16 protein-coding genes and 2 pseudogenes are annotated in these 15,619 nt (G+C 60.1%); 13 read left to right on the top strand and 5 right to left on the bottom strand.

Going from position 1 to position 15,619, the window contains the following annotated elements:
• Positions 1 to 150 precede the first annotated feature (150 nt).
• The 3 genes from KVG95_RS10775 to KVG95_RS10765 all read left to right on the top strand — a co-directional run bounded on the left by KVG95_RS10775 (position 151) and on the right by KVG95_RS10765 (position 3,654).
• Positions 151 to 1,158: a magnesium chelatase ATPase subunit I gene (locus KVG95_RS10775; protein WP_217856322.1), complete on the top strand. Its 1,008-nt coding sequence runs from the start codon at positions 151 to 153 to the stop codon at positions 1,156 to 1,158.
• 119 nt (positions 1,159 to 1,277) lie between these two features.
• Positions 1,278 to 1,823 (top strand): vWA domain-containing protein, encoded by a 546-nt coding sequence (locus KVG95_RS10770; protein WP_217856320.1) that lies wholly within the window; start codon positions 1,278 to 1,280, stop codon positions 1,821 to 1,823.
• Positions 1,824 to 2,007: 184 nt separating this feature from the next.
• Positions 2,008 to 3,654 carry a phospholipase D-like domain-containing protein gene (locus KVG95_RS10765; RefSeq protein WP_217856318.1) on the top strand — a complete coding sequence of 549 codons (1,647 nt, stop codon included), beginning with the start codon at positions 2,008 to 2,010 and terminating at the stop codon, positions 3,652 to 3,654.
• 131 nt (positions 3,655 to 3,785) lie between these two features.
• On the opposite strand, the pseudogene KVG95_RS10760 reads toward KVG95_RS10765, so the two are convergent.
• Both KVG95_RS10760 and KVG95_RS10755 read right to left on the bottom strand, forming a co-directional pair.
• Positions 3,786 to 4,054: pseudogene (locus KVG95_RS10760) on the bottom strand (2,4-dienoyl-CoA reductase); the annotation flags it as partial.
• 61 nt (positions 4,055 to 4,115) lie between these two features.
• On the bottom strand, positions 4,116 to 5,657 hold the full coding sequence (locus tag KVG95_RS10755) for an MFS transporter (protein WP_217856316.1): 1,542 nt from the start codon (positions 5,655 to 5,657) through the stop codon (positions 4,116 to 4,118).
• Positions 5,658 to 5,822: 165 nt separating this feature from the next.
• Here KVG95_RS10755 and KVG95_RS10750 point away from each other — a divergent pair, with 165 nt between their 5' ends.
• Positions 5,823 to 6,689, top strand: a complete 867-nt coding sequence (locus KVG95_RS10750; RefSeq protein WP_217856512.1) for a LysR family transcriptional regulator — start codon at positions 5,823 to 5,825, stop codon at positions 6,687 to 6,689.
• Positions 6,690 to 6,938: 249 nt separating this feature from the next.
• Positions 6,939 to 7,052: pseudogene (locus KVG95_RS30380) on the top strand (hypothetical protein); the annotation flags it as partial.
• On the opposite strand, the gene KVG95_RS10745 reads toward KVG95_RS30380, so the two are convergent.
• Both KVG95_RS10745 and KVG95_RS10740 read right to left on the bottom strand, forming a co-directional pair.
• Positions 7,021 to 7,512, bottom strand: coding sequence for a thioredoxin family protein (locus KVG95_RS10745; RefSeq protein ID WP_217856314.1), 492 nt, complete (start codon positions 7,510 to 7,512; stop codon positions 7,021 to 7,023). The pseudogene KVG95_RS30380 and the gene KVG95_RS10745 sit on opposite strands and share 32 nt — an antisense overlap.
• Before the next feature lie 103 nt (positions 7,513 to 7,615).
• Positions 7,616 to 8,020 (bottom strand): hypothetical protein, encoded by a 405-nt coding sequence (locus tag KVG95_RS10740; RefSeq protein ID WP_217856312.1) that lies wholly within the window; start codon positions 8,018 to 8,020, stop codon positions 7,616 to 7,618.
• A gap of 425 nt (positions 8,021 to 8,445) precedes the next feature.
• Between KVG95_RS10740 and KVG95_RS10735 the strand changes: the two genes are divergently transcribed.
• The 8 genes from KVG95_RS10735 (at position 8,446) to KVG95_RS10700 (ending at position 15,150) form a co-directional block, all read left to right on the top strand.
• The gene (locus tag KVG95_RS10735; RefSeq protein WP_201062415.1) at positions 8,446 to 9,294 is read left to right on the top strand and encodes a transporter substrate-binding protein; all 849 of its coding nucleotides are present in this window, start codon (positions 8,446 to 8,448) and stop codon (positions 9,292 to 9,294) included.
• Between the two features lie 52 nt (positions 9,295 to 9,346).
• Positions 9,347 to 10,009: an amino acid ABC transporter permease gene (locus tag KVG95_RS10730; RefSeq protein WP_105341167.1), complete on the top strand. Its 663-nt coding sequence runs from the start codon at positions 9,347 to 9,349 to the stop codon at positions 10,007 to 10,009.
• 9 nt (positions 10,010 to 10,018) lie between these two features.
• The gene (locus KVG95_RS10725) at positions 10,019 to 10,681 is read left to right on the top strand and encodes an amino acid ABC transporter permease (protein WP_052964342.1); all 663 of its coding nucleotides are present in this window, start codon (positions 10,019 to 10,021) and stop codon (positions 10,679 to 10,681) included.
• The gene (locus tag KVG95_RS10720; RefSeq protein ID WP_063340152.1) at positions 10,678 to 11,469 is read left to right on the top strand and encodes an amino acid ABC transporter ATP-binding protein; all 792 of its coding nucleotides are present in this window, start codon (positions 10,678 to 10,680) and stop codon (positions 11,467 to 11,469) included. Before KVG95_RS10725 ends, KVG95_RS10720 begins: the two co-directional genes overlap by 4 nt.
• Positions 11,470 to 11,493: 24 nt before the next feature.
• On the top strand, positions 11,494 to 11,883 hold the full coding sequence (locus KVG95_RS10715; protein ID WP_050681226.1) for a RidA family protein: 390 nt from the start codon (positions 11,494 to 11,496) through the stop codon (positions 11,881 to 11,883).
• 171 nt (positions 11,884 to 12,054) lie between these two features.
• Complete coding sequence (locus KVG95_RS10710; RefSeq protein WP_123722383.1) at positions 12,055 to 12,819, top strand: IclR family transcriptional regulator; 765 nt, start codon at positions 12,055 to 12,057, stop codon at positions 12,817 to 12,819.
• Between the two features lie 39 nt (positions 12,820 to 12,858).
• Positions 12,859 to 14,076 (top strand): amino acid deaminase, encoded by a 1,218-nt coding sequence (locus KVG95_RS10705; protein ID WP_217856309.1) that lies wholly within the window; start codon positions 12,859 to 12,861, stop codon positions 14,074 to 14,076.
• A gap of 141 nt (positions 14,077 to 14,217) precedes the next feature.
• Positions 14,218 to 15,150: a sugar kinase gene (locus KVG95_RS10700; protein WP_217856307.1), complete on the top strand. Its 933-nt coding sequence runs from the start codon at positions 14,218 to 14,220 to the stop codon at positions 15,148 to 15,150.
• A 144-nt stretch (positions 15,151 to 15,294) separates the two neighbouring features.
• On the opposite strand, the gene KVG95_RS10695 is transcribed toward KVG95_RS10700, so the two are convergent.
• Positions 15,295 to 15,570: a peptidylprolyl isomerase gene (locus KVG95_RS10695; RefSeq protein WP_007898282.1), complete on the bottom strand. Its 276-nt coding sequence runs from the start codon at positions 15,568 to 15,570 to the stop codon at positions 15,295 to 15,297.
• Positions 15,571 to 15,619 lie beyond the last annotated feature (49 nt).

Genomic DNA, 15,619 nt, shown 5'->3' with positions numbered 1-15,619 from the left:
CTGTGGGAGCGGGCTTGCTCGCGAATGCGATGGGTCATTCAATATTGATGTTGGCTGACACGCCGCCTTCGCGAGCAAGCCCGCTCCCACAGGGATGAAGGTGCCTGTGATATTTGCTGATGGATCACCGACCATGACTGAGATTTGAAAATGACCGACACCCCCCATTTCCCGCTCTCCGCCGTGGTCGGCGCCGATGACTTGAAGCTCGCGCTGTACCTGACCGCCATCGACCCGAAAATCGGTGGCGTGCTGATCGAGGGGCCGCGCGGCATGGCCAAATCCACCCTGGCCCGAGGCCTGGCGGACCTGTTGGCCAGCGGTCAATTCGTCACTTTGCCTCTGGGCGCCACCGAAGAACGGCTGGTGGGCACCCTCGACCTCGACGCGGCTTTGAGCGAAGGTCGCGCACAGTTTTCCCCCGGTGTACTGGCCAAGGCCGACGGCGGCGTGTTGTATGTCGATGAAGTCAATCTGCTGCCCGATCACCTCGTGGACTTACTGCTCGACGTGGCCGCCAGCGGCACCAACCTGATCGAGCGCGACGGGATTTCCCATCGGCATTCGGCGAAGTTTGTGCTGATCGGCACCATGAACCCGGAAGAGGGCGAATTGCGCCCGCAATTGCTCGACCGCTTTGGCCTGAACGTCGCCCTCAGTGGCCACACCGCACCGGCCGAGCGTGGTCAGATCATCCGTCGCCGACTGGATTTCGACAGCGACCCGCAAGGGTTCTGCGCCGAATGGGAAAGCCAGCAACACGCACTGCGCGAGCGTTGCCAAAAGGCGCGCTCGGCACTGGCGGGCATTCCCCTCGACGATGCCGCGCTGGCGCAGATCACCGAGCGTTGTTTTGCTGCCGGCGTCGATGGCCTGCGAGCCGATCTGGTCTGGTTGCGCGCGGCACGAGCCCACGCGGCATGGCGGGGCGCGACCGCGATCAGCGAGGAAGATATCGACGCGGTCGCCGAGTTTGCCTTGCGCCATCGTCGTCGCGAACACTCGCCACCGGCGCCGCACCAATCACCCGCAGCGCAGCCGCCTTCCAATCAGAACAACAACTCGAGCGAAGGTCAGGGCCAGTGGGGCGAAATGCCCGCCCAGGCGCTGCCGGTCGGCGCTCGACGTGAAGTGCCGAGCTGGCCAAAAAAGCCCTAGGCATTCGCCCTCGATCAGACGCGGGGGCGAATGCCAGACCCCGCGCAGGACGGCTGGATCACGGTAAACAGGGCAAGCATCACGCAGCCCGTAGCGGATCGATCAATTGGCCCGGCACCTTGCTCAATGGCCGACCGCGTCAACGCGACGATGTGCTGTTTCACTTGCGCACCCGCAGTCCTCATGAATTATGGCTGGTGATCGTCGATGCCTCGGCCTCGACCCGACGCCATCAGGCGTTGAGCGATGCCAAGGGACTGTTGGCGCAGCTGTTCGACGATGCCTATCGACAGCGTGCGCGCTTGGCTTTGCTGACTGCCAGCGGCCATGTACCGAAGTGGCAGGTGCAAGGGTTGAAAGCTTCCGCTGGCTTGCGCGACTGGCTCGAAGGGCTTGGTGCCGGTGGCGGAACGCCGATGCTGGCGGCGCTGAGTGAAGCAGGGCACTGGCTAGCGGCACGGCAAAAGCGTTTTCCGGCAGAACAGCAACGGCTGTTGCTGGTGACGGATGGACGGGTGAAGGAATGGTCAACGTTGCCGGCGCTGGATTGCCCGGGGTTGCTGATCGACATTGAGCGCGGACCGATTCATCTTGGCCGGGCAAAGGTGTTGGCAGCGCAGTTGCAGGTTGATTATCGACATATCGATGAGCTGATTTCAGGTTGAGTTTTGTGCTGACAGTATTGACTCCATCGCGAGCAGGCTCGCTCCCACATTTGATCTGCGGCGCTCAAAATCCCATGTGGGAGCGAGCCTGCTCGCGATGGCATCACCTCGGAATCGGATAATCGCAGTTCATCTGCATCGCTGCCCTATGCTGCTGTAAGCAAGCCAATCACAGGAGTGACCCATGCGCGTTCTAGCCCGCAACGACCAGGACGATTTCCGTGTCAAAGCCTACGCTGGCACCAACGGCGTGTTGCTGGCGATCGATCTGGCGGAGCACCGCCGCAAAGGCCTGCTGGGTTTCGCCATCGAAAAACAGCAAGGCAACAAACCCTGGTTGTTTCTGTTCAATAGCCTGACCTTCCCCGGCAAGGCTCATACGTTCCCCCAGTTTCGCGCCACCCCCAGCGATGCCGCGCCATTGCAGAAATTTCGCTGGGCCGATTACGCGGTCAATCCGGGCGTGACGATCCATTATCGGATTCACCTGGCCTACGGCACTGCCGATGCGCCGCAGCTGGGTGAGTTTCTGGAAGTGACGCTCACCACCGACAATGGCCTTCCAGCGGGCCAGAACGTCATCTTCAACCGGGCGGTGGCCGCGAGTCAGGCCTTCCAGCGCAAATTCGCCGACCTTGATGCGCTGCTCAGCGCCAACAAGAAACTGCCCATCGAAGCCTGGCCCGATGCTCCGCGGCAATGGCTGGAAAATGGCCTGCTCGCACGCTTGCTGGGGTTCATCGAACGGGCCGAGGATGGCCAGTGGGCGCTGGACATCGCGATCTACGAATATCAGTTGAAGGTGATCGTCGATGCGGTGAACGCCGCGTTTGAGCGCGGCGTAAAGGTTCGGGTTCTGTACCACGCCCAACCAGACGAAGACACCACGGCGCTGAACGAAGCCAGCCTGGAAAAAATCCCGGCGGCGAACAAGCGCGGGCGGGTCACGCACAACATCTTTCACAACAAGTTCATGGTCCTGAGCCGGCTCGACGCGGCGGGGCAGCATCAGCCCGAAGCGGTACTCTGCGGCAGCACCAATTTCACCGCCAACGGCGTTTATCGTCAGGCCAATGTTGTGCATGTGCTGGACGATGCTCGGATCGGCGCCAGTTATCTGCAAACCTTTGAACAAGTCTGGGCCACGCCGGCGGATGTCGGTGCGACTCGGGAATGGCTCACGGAAAACAATCCGATGCAGCCGGACCAGGCGCTGTTCGCCGGCTTCTCACCGCGTTCGGGCCAGGGCGACTTGCGTGAGTTCGTTGAAATCATCAACGCCGCAAGAAAAGACCTGCTGTTTGTCACGGCGTTTGCCTTGCCGGAGGAAGTGCTCAACGCGTTGCTCGGTCAGCCTCACGACGACATCTTGCGTTACGGCCTGCAAAACACCGTGAGCCGCATCACCGGGTTTCACGCCGACCGCACCGCCCAATTTGCCGCCACCGCGCTGCTCAATACGGGTCTGGAAGGCTGGCTCAAGGAAAACATGAAAGGCCAGAAGGGCAACCTGCTGGTGCACACCAAAGCCATCGTCGTCGACTTCACCACCGACACACCGACCATCATCAGCGGCAGCCACAACCTCAGCGCCGCGGCCAGCAACGGTAATGACGAGAACTACCTGATCATCCGTGGCGACACCGATCTGGCCGATCGTTACGGCCTGGAACTACTGCGCTTTTATGAGCATTACCGGTTCCGCTACTTCGCAAAAAAACTGGCGCTCAAGCAGGTCCGGCCGTTGGCTGCGGATGACAGCTGGACCGATGACTATTATCTCCAGGGCGATTTGCGCATGCTGTCGCGGTTGCGCTTTGCCGGACGATAAACAACCCGGCAAGGAGCGGAACCTGTGGGAGCGGGCTTGCTCGCGAAAGCGGTGTGTCAGGCGACATCAATGTTGATTGTGCCGCCGTCTTCGCGAGCAAGCCCGCTCCCACAGGAGTTGCATCTCACTGACTATTTGCCCACGGCCTGCCGATACTGACGAGTACGCCGAGCGATGTACAACTGGTCGAGGATCAATGCCCATACCGCCGAAACCTGCGGTCTAGGCTTGCGCCCGCGGCCCAATCGATGGAACTGAAACTTCACCACGGCCATGTTTGCCAGCGCCACCAGGGGTTTGCGTTCCAGCGAATCGGTGACAATTGCGGGTGGCTGTTCTGGCCTTCATGCCAGTGTTTGGCCAGGTTCGGTTCAATGGCCATTGCCGTGCCAATACCGGCATTCAGTCGCGGCCCGAGGGCATGGGCTGCGACGCGAATGCCCAGCGGGTTTTGGCGTCGTTCAAGCCTTAGCGTCGATAGCTGCGGTCGACGGAGCGGGGATCGGATTGCGCATCAGTGTGCCCACCACCAGCGCACCCAGTAGTGCCAACAATCCCGCGACCCACAGCAACAGACTGAAGCCGCCGACGAAGGCTTGCCGGGCCAACGGTTCGATCACGGAGCGCGCAGCTTCCGGCAACAGGCCCATTGCCGCCGTCATGTCACCGGCTACCACCCGCGAGGCAATGCCTTGGGTTTGGCCGAGCCATTGCGCACCTTGTGCCGTCAGGCTCGTGCGCAACAAGAGCTCGGTATGACTGGACAGCAACGCACCGAACACGCCGATGGCCAGCACGATTGCGCTGAAGCGCATGGTGGTGCTCATGCCTGAGGCCATGCCAGTGCGCTCCCGTGGCACGCAGGCCATGATGTTCTTTTGCGTATCGCCGTTGAGCAGCCCGGCACCGGCGCCCGTCACGGCAATCGCCAGGGCGAAGGGCAGGTAACCGCCGCTGCTGACCGCCCAGGCACTGAGCAGATTGCCGCTGCCGACCAGAGTCAAACCGGCAGCCATCAACGTGGCGGGAGCAAATCGACTCGCCAGACGTACGCCGATGCGTGGGCAAATCAGCATGGTCAGGGCAAACGGCAACATCCCCAGACCTGAAGCGATGGCCGAGAAACCCAGGCCATTTTGCAGGTAGAAGGGCAGCAGGGTCATCATCACCTGGGCGCAACCGGCGTAGGCAAACATGCCCAATAGCGCGCCGATAAAACGCGGATGCTTGAACAATTGCAGGTCGACCATCGGCCGCCGCTGCATCCGCTCAATCACCACGAACAGCCCCAGCAACAGAGCGCCGCTGATGAGCCGAGCATAGGTCAGCGGATTGCTCCAGCCGATCTGGTTCGCCTCGATCAGGCCCCAGATCAGGCACAGCAAACTCGCACTGAACGCCAGGCTGCCCCAGGGATCGAGGCGTGCGGACTGAGTGTCGCGGGACTCCGGCACGGCGCGCCAGACCATCACCATCAGGAACAATCCGACGGGCAGGTTAAGGTAGAAAATCCAGCGCCAGCCCATGTATTCGGTGATCAGCCCGCCGACCGTCGGCGCGGCGGTCATCGCCACCCCCATGCACGCGCCCCAGAACGCCCAGGCCTTGGCTCGTTCTACTTCATAGTGAAAGGTGTGGCCGATGGAGGCGAGAGCCGAGGTCAGCAGCAAGGCCGCGCCAACACCCTTGACTGCCCGAGCGATGTCGAGGAACAGCGCATTGGGCGCGGCACCGCAACCGATGGATGCGAGGATGAAAATACCCAGCCCGCAGAACAGGGTTCTCTGCCGGCCGAAGCGGTCGGCGATGCTGCCAGCCGGCAATAAAAGAGCGGCGAAGGCCAGCATGTAAGCGCTGACTACCCATTCGATGTCGGCAAAGTTTGCACCCAGGTCGCGGGCGATCGTAGGCAGGGTGACGGCGACAATGTTGGTGTCGAGGACAATCAGCGAACAGACGCCGGAAGCCGTCAGCAGTGTCAGACGAGGACTGACCCGGCTCATGGTGTGATTGCCTTTTGGGCAAGGCCATTGGTCATTGGGGCGATATGGGGTTTGACGTACATGAGGTGGGCTCTCTACTGTGATTGCCAGACGAGCTTATCGCGACCGGTTACAGGCTTCGTTAGCCGGACAACGGGATTTCATTACCTTTTGGCTAATACACCAATGGACATACGGCATTTCCGCTATTTTCTGGCTGTTGCCCGGCAAGGCAACTTCACCCGCGCCGCCGAACAACTCGGTATCGCACCGCCGACCTTGACTCGACAGATCCAGGACATGGAGAACGAACTCGGCACGCGACTGTTCCTGCGCCAGACACGTGAAGTCAGCCTGACCGAGGCCGGCGCCGCGCTGGTAATCGAGGCCGAGGCGACGGTGCGGCAATTCGAATATGCTCAGTACAACGCCCAGCGCGCAGGGCGCGGGGATATTGGCCATATCGAACTGGGTTACGTGGCTTCGGCGGTGTATTCGGGCTTGCTGCAGAAACAGGTGCAAGCCTTCAGCCGCGAGTGTCCCGACGTCAGCCTGAACGTACGGGAAAGTCCCATGGCGTCATTGCCGATGATGGTGGTCGAGGGTCGTTTCGATATTGGCTATGTCCGCTCACCCATGACCTTGCCAGAGGGCCTGGAAGCCATTCGCCTGGATGCAGAGGGTTTTGTGCTGGCGGTGTCGGCCGAGTCCTGGCTGTGCCGACTGCCAGAGATTGGTCCGGAACATTTGCAGAACGAGACGTTCATCCTGCCGGAGCAAATCAGCGGCACCTTGCAAGTCGCTGCCGAGGGCGGATTTGCGCCAAAACTGGGGGCGCAACCGGGCGGGTTGGTGGCGGTCATTGCATTGGTGTCGTTGGGGCAGGGCGTGGCGGTGGTGCCAGAATCGGTGGTCGGGCATGTCGGTCTGCCCGGTGTCTTGTACCGGCCGATCAATGGGTGTGAGGCGACCTCCTGGTTGTCGTTGATCCATCGGCGATTCGAAAAATCACCGGCGGTGGCGAGGTATATCGAGCGAGTCAAAAATCGCTGATTACAGATTTTGTAATTATTTCCAACTGTAGGAAATGTCGCTTTTGCCTGTACGCTCCAAGGCCTTTTTCCTTTCAGGACGTGCATGAACACCCTCTCGGAGCCTGCCGGTAATCCTTTTCTCCTCGCGCTACTGCGCTGTCTTGATGCACGCGAAACACCCAGTCTTTCGACTTCTGAATACCTTTGATATTGCAGTTCCACGGCCTCCGCGACGCCTTGCCGTGCTCGGCATTCTGAATTCAACACTCTCGAATCGATCGCCGGCGAGTTACCCGAGGCCAGCGAAATCGAGGGGCCGGATGTGATCGAGGAGAAGGGTGGATTCATGGTCAGCGGCGCGTTGAACCTGGTGCGCGTGCGATAGCGGACCGGGTTTGCGGCAGAGCCCGGCGACGACTGCCCATCTGATGTGCCCGAGGCACGGTGCACAGGGTCCGCAGGGATTGACGCAACCACACTAGGTCATGGCTCGGTTTGCGAGCCATGTATCTGGGTTTCACCTTGCCAATGTGCCTGGCGAAGTCTTCTTGCAGGGTTTGCTCAGTGCCGATTCCCTTGAGCTTTTTCAGCAACCTCCCATCCTTATAAAACAGCACGGTGGGTGTGCCGGTGACGTCCGGATGTCGAGGGGATTCGCTGGTGTTGAGCATGTAGATGTTCGCGTGATGGCGATATCGTTCGCCAATCTGACGAAAAATCGGCCCGGCTGTTTCGCAGGCTGGACAGTGCTGATTGCCGAAATACAGGATCACCGGCCGCCAGGTTTTCAGGGCCTTGCGGTAGATGGGGGGTAATGTTGAGTGGGGGGCTGTCGAGTTCATTGAAAAACTCCTTTCTCTCGGGATGCATCGGCGGCGTGCTAAGGCGAAACAAAACGCGAGTCATCGCCACGTGATAACTCGCGTGTCAGGCCTCAGCGGCGTACTAGAGAAGCTTTGATAGCGTCACATCGCCGAAATAAGAGCCCAAAGTGCCGAACTCACCATCATTAGCTTCCAGTGTGACTTTGAACTTGATCGTTGAGATCTGGACTTCGAATTTTTTGGATAATACGGTCCAATCTTGGTTGCCATGGAGGTCAAGGTAAACCGGCTCGCCTGTGGGGAGCGGCTGCACTTGAAGCCGGGCAGCAGAGCCGGGGAGAGTTTTCATTCTTGCGGACAGCATGAACTGTCCGCCGGCGCCGCTACCGGTGGGGACGTCCTGACTGATTGAATCCGGGGCACCGATAATGCAATGACCGGTTACGTAGCTCACGTTATCTGGATTGGTCGCCGTCCACTCATTGCCTTGCTGAGAAAAGTCACCGTTCTTGATCAAATTAGCCATTGCAAAAGTCCTTTTCGGAATCGTTCGTTTTTAGTGGTTTGCACCGCATTGAGGTGCTGAGTAATTAGGCAATTCGAATAGGCATTCCACAACTGTCAGTTTTGACAGGTAAGGCAGTAAATTCGATGAGCGGTCACTTGCAGTCAAGAGCCTCGCGGCGTCTATATCCGGCACTGGGTGCATGGATTTATCGCACAGAGGCACCTGAATGTGGCGTTACTTCCCAATGGGTTGCGTTCGGTAGCGAGCGCATGCCAGGGGCCGTGCGAGATAGCCCACATCGTTTTTTCTAACCAACTGAATCAATTGGATTTTCATAACCCACGATTTTCTGCCGATCCTGTGGCACACTTTCTGCTGTCTATTCCGTTGTTACATACCTACTTCCGGTATAGCGGAATAAACATGACCCTGGAGTACTTGCCATGCATCGCCGACCTTCGTTGTTTAAAGCGTGTGTTTTCGTTCTCGCGGCTTCGGCCGCTGTCATGGGTGTCGCTCAAGCGGCAGACAGCAAGCTCGACAGCGTGCTGGCCCGTGGGAAATTGATTGTGGGCACGGGCAGTACCAATGCGCCGTGGCACTTCCAGGGAGCGGATGGCAAGTTGCAGGGTTTTGATATCGATATCGCGCGGATGGTGGCCAAAGGGTTGTTCAACGACCCGAGCAAGGTCGAGTTCGTGGTGCAGTCGTCCGATGCGCGAATTCCGAATCTGCTGACCGACAAGGTCGACATGAGTTGCCAGTTCATCACCGTGACCGCCAGCCGCGCCCAGCAAGTGGCGTTCACCCTGCCGTACTACCGCGAAGGCGTGGGCCTGTTGTTGCCGGCCAACAGCAAGTACAAGGAAATCGACGACCTGAAGGCCGCCGGCGACGGTGTGATCGTGGCGGTGCTGCAGAACGTGTATGCCGAAGAACTGGTGCATCAGGCGTTGCCCAAGGCCAAGGTCGACCAGTACGACAGCGTGGATTTGATGTATCAGGCGGTGAACTCCGGTCGTGCCGATGCGGCGGCCACCGATCAGTCGTCGGTGAAGTACCTGATGGTGCAGAACGCTGGTCGCTATCGCAGCCCGGCCTATGCCTGGAGCCCGCAAACCTATTCGTGCGCCGTCAAACGCGGCGATCAGGACTGGCTGAACTTCGTCAACACCGTCCTGCATGAAGCCATGACCGGCGTTGAGTTCCCGACTTACGCGGCATCGTTCAAGCAGTGGTTCGGTGTAGACCTTCCGACACCTACGATTGGTTTCCCCGTCGAATACAAATGATCCCGTGAGAGCGGGGCGGTTTTAAATCGCCCCGCTCAAGGTACTGCTGACCATGAACTATCAGTTGAATTTTGCCGCCGTCTGGCGCGACTTCGACACCTTGCTGGCGGGGCTCGGTCTGGGCCTTGAGCTGGCGCTGGTGTCGATCGCCATCGGCTGCGTGATCGGCCTGCTGATGGCGTTTGCTTTGCTGTCAAAGCATCGCGCATTGCGGGTGCTGGCGTCGGTGTATGTGACGGTGATCCGTAATACGCCGATTCTGGTGTTGATCCTGTTGATCTACTTCGCGTTGCCGAGCCTTGGCATTCGTCTGGACAAGATCCCGTCGTTCATCATCACCCTGTCGCTGTATGCCGGGGCGTACCTGACCGAAGTGTTCCGCGGCGGGTTGTTGAGCATTCCCAAGGGGCTACGTGAAGCCGGCCTGGCCATCGGGCTCGGTGAGTGGCAGGTCAAGGCGTACATCACCGTGCCGGTGATGTTGCGCAACGTGCTGCCGGCCCTGTCGAACAATTTCATTTCACTGTTCAAGGACACCTCGCTGGCGGCGGCGATTGCCGTGCCGGAGCTGACCTATTACGCGCGCAAGATCAATGTCGAGAGCTACCGGGTGATTGAAACCTGGCTGGTGACCACAGCGCTCTATGTTGCGGCCTGTTACCTCATTGCCATGATGCTGCGTTACCTCGAGCAGCGTCTGGCGATTCGCCGATAGGAGGCCCCCATGTACGAATCCCCCAGCTGGTTGCATGAGTTATGGGTGGCGCGGGACGTCCTGTGGCAGGGCTTTCTGACCAGTGTGCAGTGCTCGGCGCTGGCGATTTTGTTGGGCACGCTGGTCGGCATCGTTGCAGGTTTAGTGCTCACCTATGGCACGTTCTGGATGCGCGCGCCGTTCCGGTTTTACGTCGACATCATTCGCGGCACGCCAGTGTTTGTATTGGTGTTGGCGTGCTTCTACATGGCGCCGGCATTAGGCTGGCAAATCAGCGCATTCGGCGCCGGCACCCTGGGGCTGACGCTGTTTTGCGGCTCCCACGTCGCCGAGATTGTGCGCGGTGCGTTGCAGGCGCTGCCCAGTGGCCAGATGGAAGCGAGCAAGGCCATCGGCCTGACGTTTTACCAGGCACTGGGCTACGTGTTGTTGCCCCAGGCGTTGCGGCAGATCTTGCCGACCTGGGTCAATTCGTCCACCGAGATCGTCAAGGCCTCGACGCTGTTGTCGGTGATCGGCGTCGCCGAATTGCTGCTCAGCACCCAGCAGATCATCGCCCGGACGTTCATGACCCTGGAGTTTTACCTGTTCGCCGGTTTGCTCTTTTTCATCATCAATTACGCCATCGAATTACTCGGCCGGCACATTGAAAAGCGGGTGGCCTTGCCATGACACAAGCTCAAGTTTCGACACAGAATCAAGCGCTGCTGGACATCCGCGGCCTGCACAAACAATACGGCCAGCTCGAAGTGCTCAAGGGCGTCGACTTGACCATGCAGCGCGGCAACGTGGTCACGCTGATCGGCTCCAGCGGCTCGGGCAAGACCACGCTGCTGCGCTGCGTGAACATGCTCGAAGAGTTCCAGGGCGGGCAGATTCTGCTCGACGGCGAATCCATCGGCTATCACGAGGTCAACGGCAAGCGCGTGCGGCACCCGGAAAAAGTCATCGCCCGCCATCGAGCGATGACCGGCATGGCGTTCCAGCAATTCAATCTGTTCCCGCACCTCACCGCGTTGCAGAACGTCACCCTCGGGTTGCTCAAGGTCAAAAAGCTGCACAAGGATGAAGCCGTGGCGCTGGCGGAAAAATGGCTGGAGCGGGTTGGCCTGCTGGAACGTCGCGACCATTACCCCGGTCAGTTGTCTGGCGGTCAGCAACAGCGCGTGGCGATTGCCCGGGCGATTGCGATGAACCCGAGCCTGATGCTGTTCGATGAAGTCACCTCGGCCCTCGACCCGGAACTGGTCGGCGAAGTGCTGAACGTGATCAAGGGCTTGGCCGAAGACGGCATGACCATGCTGCTGGTGACCCACGAAATGCGCTTTGCCTTTGAGGTCTCAGACAAGATCGTGTTCATGAATCAGGGGCGGATCGAAGAGCAGGGGCCACCCAAGGAACTGTTCGAACGCCCGCAGTCGCCGCGTCTGGCGGAATTTCTCAAGAACACTCGTTTTTAACTTTTTCAATCAGGAGAAACACCCATGAGCATTACTCGTTACGGCACCGGCAGCACCGCCGGTGGCGGCCAGCCCCGTCCTTTCGCCCGCGCCGTCGAAGCCGATGGCTGGCTGCACGTGTCCGGCCAGGTGCCGGCGCTGGATGGTGAAATTATCGTGGGCGGCATTGTCGAGCAGACTCACCAGACCATGAAAAACCTGATCGCGATTCTGGAAGAGGCCGGTTACGGTCTGGAAGACGTAGTCCGTACCGGCGTGTGGCTGGAAGACCCACGGGATTTCTGGAGTTTCAATAAAGTGTTTTCCGAGTACTTCAAAAGCGAACACGCACCGGCGAGGGCCTGCGTACAGGCGAGCATGATGGTCGATTGCAAGGTCGAGATTGACTGCATTGCGTACAAGAAAAAGGCCTGAGCCGAGGCGCGCCCATCGCGGGCAAGCCCGCTCCCACAGGGATGGAAGGTGTGTCTGCAACCTGTGGCGGCAAATAGAACCCTGTGGGAGCGTGGCTTGCCCGCGAAGGCGGCCTAACAGTCGCCGCAGCACTCTGGGTAAACTCCCGGCATATTAATGGGAACCACTGACATGACCGAAGACACCATCAAGCGCCGGGCTCGCGGTCTGGACCGGGCGTTCGACATTCTCGAATTCCTCAAGGAAATCGGCCAGCCCCTGCGCCCGAATGAAATCGCCAGCGGCATCGGCAGCCCGAAATCCACGGTCTACGAACTGGTCGCGTCCTTGTTGGAGCGGCGCATCCTTGAACCTGTGGGCAAGGACGGTCACGTTTACCTCGGTCGTCAGCTGTACTTCCTCGGACAGGCGCATTTGCGTCATTTCGATCTGACCCGCGAGGCCGATCTCGCCTTGCAAGAGATCGTCAGCCAGACCCGCGAAACCGCGCAGATGTGCCTGCTCAACGGGCGCAAATACACCGTGGCGTTGATGAAAGAGGGCGAACGACATTTCCGCATTTCCTCGGACATCGGCGAGAACGCGCCAATCCCCTGGACCGCTTCCGGGCGCCTGTTGCTGGCGCACCTGAGCGATCAGCAGATAGTCGATTTGATCGACCCCGACGACTTCATCCTGCCCGGCGGTGAACACCTGCCGCTGGAGCGGTTTCTCGAGGAAATCCGCCAGGCCGGTATCGATGGGTTCTTTTCCTTCGATAGCGTCGCCGACACCTTTACCCATTGCTTCGCCGCCCCGGTGAAAGACCCGAACGGCGTGGCCATTGCGACCCTGTGCATCGTCGCCCCGCGGGCCGATGCGAAGAACAATTACAACGACTATCGTCGGGTGTTGATCGACAGCGCCAACAGTCTCGCCCGGCGTATCAACGAATAACAGCGGCTGCCTGCGGCCGCGAATGTGAGGAGTTCGACCATGTCTTCTGCCAAAAATACTGCCGCCGTGGAAAAGGGTTTTGCCCACACAGGCGCCAATCTTGTGCGCGACGTCAGCCTGCCGGCGCTGGTGCTGCACCGCGAAGCGCTGGAACACAACATTCGCTGGATGCAGGACTTCGTCAGCAACAGCGGCGCGGAACTGGCGCCGCACGGTAAAACCAGCATGACCCCGGCGCTGTTTCGTCGCCAACTGGACGCCGGTGCCTGGGGCATCACCCTGGCCAGTGCCACGCAAACCCGCGCGGCCTACGCCCATGGCGTGCATCGGGTGCTGATGGCCAACCAATTGGTCGGTACGCCGAACATGGCGCTGATCGCTGATCTGTTGGCAGACCCGACCTTCGATTTCTATTGCATGGTCGATCACCCGGATAACGTCGCGGACCTCGGCGCGTATTTCGCTTCGCGCGGTGTGCGCCTGAACGTGATGATCGAGTACGGCGTGGTCGGCGGTCGTTGCGGCTGCCGCACCGAAGCCGAAGTGCTGGCGCTGGCCAAGGCAATCGCGGCTCAACCGGCGCTGGCATTGACCGGCATCGAGGGTTACGAAGGGGTGATTCACGGCGATCACGCCGTGAGCGGCATCCGTGAGTTCGCCGATTCCCTGGTGCGTCTGGCGGTGCAGTTGCAGGACAGCGGTGCGTTCGCCATTGCCAAACCGATCATCACGGCGTCGGGTTCGGCCTGGTACGACCTGATCGCTGAGTCGTTCGAAGCGCAGAATGCCGGCGGGCGTTTCCTCAGCGTGCTGCGCCCCGGCAGTTACGTGGCCCACGACCATGGCATCTACAAAGAAGCGCAATGCTGCGTGCTCGACCGTCGCAGCGACCTGCACGAAGGTTTGCGCCCGGCGCTGGAAGTCTGGGCGCATGTGCAGTCGTTGCCGGAACCGGGTTTTGCGGTGATCGCCCTGGGCAAACGCGACGTCGCCTATGACGCCGGTCTGCCGGTGCCGTTGCTGCGTTACAAGGCCGGTGTGGTGCCGGCGACCGGCGAGGACGTGAGTGCCTGCAAGGTGACGGCGGTGATGGATCAGCATGCGTTCATGACCGTGGCGCCGGGGGTTGAGTTGCGGGTGGGCGATATCATTTCGTTTGGTACTTCGCACCCGTGCCTGACGTTCGACAAGTGGCGCATTGGGTGTTTGGTGGATGAGCAACTGAATGTCATCGAAACCATGGAAACCTGTTTTTAAGGTTCGGAACCGAGGCGCGGCCTTCGCGAGCAAGCCCGCTCCCACATTGGATCTTCAGTGTTCACAAGACCCCTGTGGGAGCGGGCTTGCTCGCGAAGACGTCCGCCCAGACACCACCGAAACACCAGAGACCCCACAACGATGAACAGCATCAGCCCCCTGGGCCCCAACACCCCGCGCATCGCCCTGATCGGCGAGTGCATGATCGAATTGCAGCAGCGCGCCGATGGCACGCTGCAACAAAGCTTCGGCGGCGATACCCTGAACACTGCGGTCTACCTGGCCCGTGAGCTGGGCGATGGCGGTACGGTGGATTACGTCACCGCCTTGGGCGATGACAGTTTCAGCGACGCGATGTGCCAGAGCTGGGCCAGCGAAAACATTGGCCTGGACATGGTCCAGCGTTTGCCCGGTCGCTTGCCCGGCCTGTATTGCATTCAGACCGATGCGTCCGGCGAGCGGCGTTTTCTCTACTGGCGCAACGAAGCAGCGGTGCGCGATTGCTTCACCACCCCGGCGGCCGCGCCGATTCTGGCGGCGCTGCCGGATTACGACGTGTTGTATTTCAGTGGCATCACCCTGGCGGTGCTCGGTGTGCAGGGGCGGGAAAAACTTCTGGAAACCCTGATCGAAGCCCGGCAACGGGATGCCCGGATCGTGTTCGACAACAATTATCGACCACGCCTGTGGGCATCGATTGAAGAGGCACGGGCGGCTTATCGCAGCGTTCTGCCCTATATCGACCTGGCGTTGCTGACGGTTGACGACGAGCAGGCGTTGTTCCACTTTTCCGATTGCGCGGCGGTGTTTGCCGCTTATGAGCAGATGGGCACGCCTGAAGTGGTGCTCAAGCGCGGGGCCGAGGCGTGTCTGATTCGCTGTGGCGGTGAGTCGTTCGAAGTGCCGGCGCAGGTGGTCGAACGGGTGGTGGACACCACGGCGGCGGGGGATTCGTTCAGCGCGGCGTATTTGGCGTGTCGGCTTAAGGGCGGTAGCCCGGTTGAGGCTGCCGAGGCGGGGCATCGGTTGGCGAGTCGGGTGATTCAGGTGCCGGGGGCACTGATCCCGAGATAAGCGGTGGATGGCCGCTTGCTGCGCAATCGGTTCGCGAGCAAGCCCGCTCCCACACTAGATCTTCAGTGAACACATAATGGGTGAACATCACCGATCAAATGTGGGAGCGGGCTTGCTCGCGAAGGGGCCCTGAAGCCAAGCCCATCAATCCCGATAAAACACCTGCACCAGGTGATAACCAAACTTGCTCTTGATCGGCCCATGCACGACCCGCAGTGGTTTTTTGAAGATCACCGCATCGATCACGCCGACCATCTGCCCGGGCCGCACTTCGCCCAAGTCGCCGCCGCGTTTGCCGGACGGGCACGTGGAGTATTTCTTGGCCAGCACATCGAAGGCTTCGCCCTTGGCGATGCGTTGTTTGAGCTGCTCGGCTTCTTCCGAGGTTTTCACCAGAATATGGCGGGCTTGGGCTTTCATTGAGGCGTACCTTGCAACGGTGGTGGCTATGTTGGTGCCAGCGTGGGGC

It is taken from the genome of Pseudomonas farris, assembly GCF_019145235.1.
Taxonomy (GTDB): Bacteria; Pseudomonadota; Gammaproteobacteria; order Pseudomonadales; family Pseudomonadaceae; genus Aquipseudomonas; species Aquipseudomonas farris.
Note: the sequence above shows the minus strand (reverse complement) of the source record. Positions and strands in the feature narration are given on the sequence as shown.

Coding starts and splice junctions, on each gene's coding strand:
- KVG95_RS10775 (WP_217856322.1), top strand. CDS start 151: ATGACCGACACCCCCCATTTCCCGCTCTCCGCCGTGGTCGGCGCCGAT.
- KVG95_RS10765 (WP_217856318.1), top strand. CDS start 2,008: ATGCGCGTTCTAGCCCGCAACGACCAGGACGATTTCCGTGTCAAAGCC.
- KVG95_RS10755 (WP_217856316.1), bottom strand. CDS start 5,657: ATGAGCCGGGTCAGTCCTCGTCTGACACTGCTGACGGCTTCCGGCGTC.
- KVG95_RS10750 (WP_217856512.1), top strand. CDS start 5,823: ATGGACATACGGCATTTCCGCTATTTTCTGGCTGTTGCCCGGCAAGGC.
- KVG95_RS10745 (WP_217856314.1), bottom strand. CDS start 7,512: ATGAACTCGACAGCCCCCCACTCAACATTACCCCCCATCTACCGCAAG.
- KVG95_RS10740 (WP_217856312.1), bottom strand. CDS start 8,020: ATGGCTAATTTGATCAAGAACGGTGACTTTTCTCAGCAAGGCAATGAG.
- KVG95_RS10735 (WP_201062415.1), top strand. CDS start 8,446: ATGCATCGCCGACCTTCGTTGTTTAAAGCGTGTGTTTTCGTTCTCGCG.
- KVG95_RS10730 (WP_105341167.1), top strand. CDS start 9,347: ATGAACTATCAGTTGAATTTTGCCGCCGTCTGGCGCGACTTCGACACC.
- KVG95_RS10725 (WP_052964342.1), top strand. CDS start 10,019: ATGTACGAATCCCCCAGCTGGTTGCATGAGTTATGGGTGGCGCGGGAC.
- KVG95_RS10720 (WP_063340152.1), top strand. CDS start 10,678: ATGACACAAGCTCAAGTTTCGACACAGAATCAAGCGCTGCTGGACATC.
- KVG95_RS10715 (WP_050681226.1), top strand. CDS start 11,494: ATGAGCATTACTCGTTACGGCACCGGCAGCACCGCCGGTGGCGGCCAG.
- KVG95_RS10710 (WP_123722383.1), top strand. CDS start 12,055: ATGACCGAAGACACCATCAAGCGCCGGGCTCGCGGTCTGGACCGGGCG.
- KVG95_RS10705 (WP_217856309.1), top strand. CDS start 12,859: ATGTCTTCTGCCAAAAATACTGCCGCCGTGGAAAAGGGTTTTGCCCAC.
- KVG95_RS10700 (WP_217856307.1), top strand. CDS start 14,218: ATGAACAGCATCAGCCCCCTGGGCCCCAACACCCCGCGCATCGCCCTG.
- KVG95_RS10695 (WP_007898282.1), bottom strand. CDS start 15,570: ATGAAAGCCCAAGCCCGCCATATTCTGGTGAAAACCTCGGAAGAAGCC.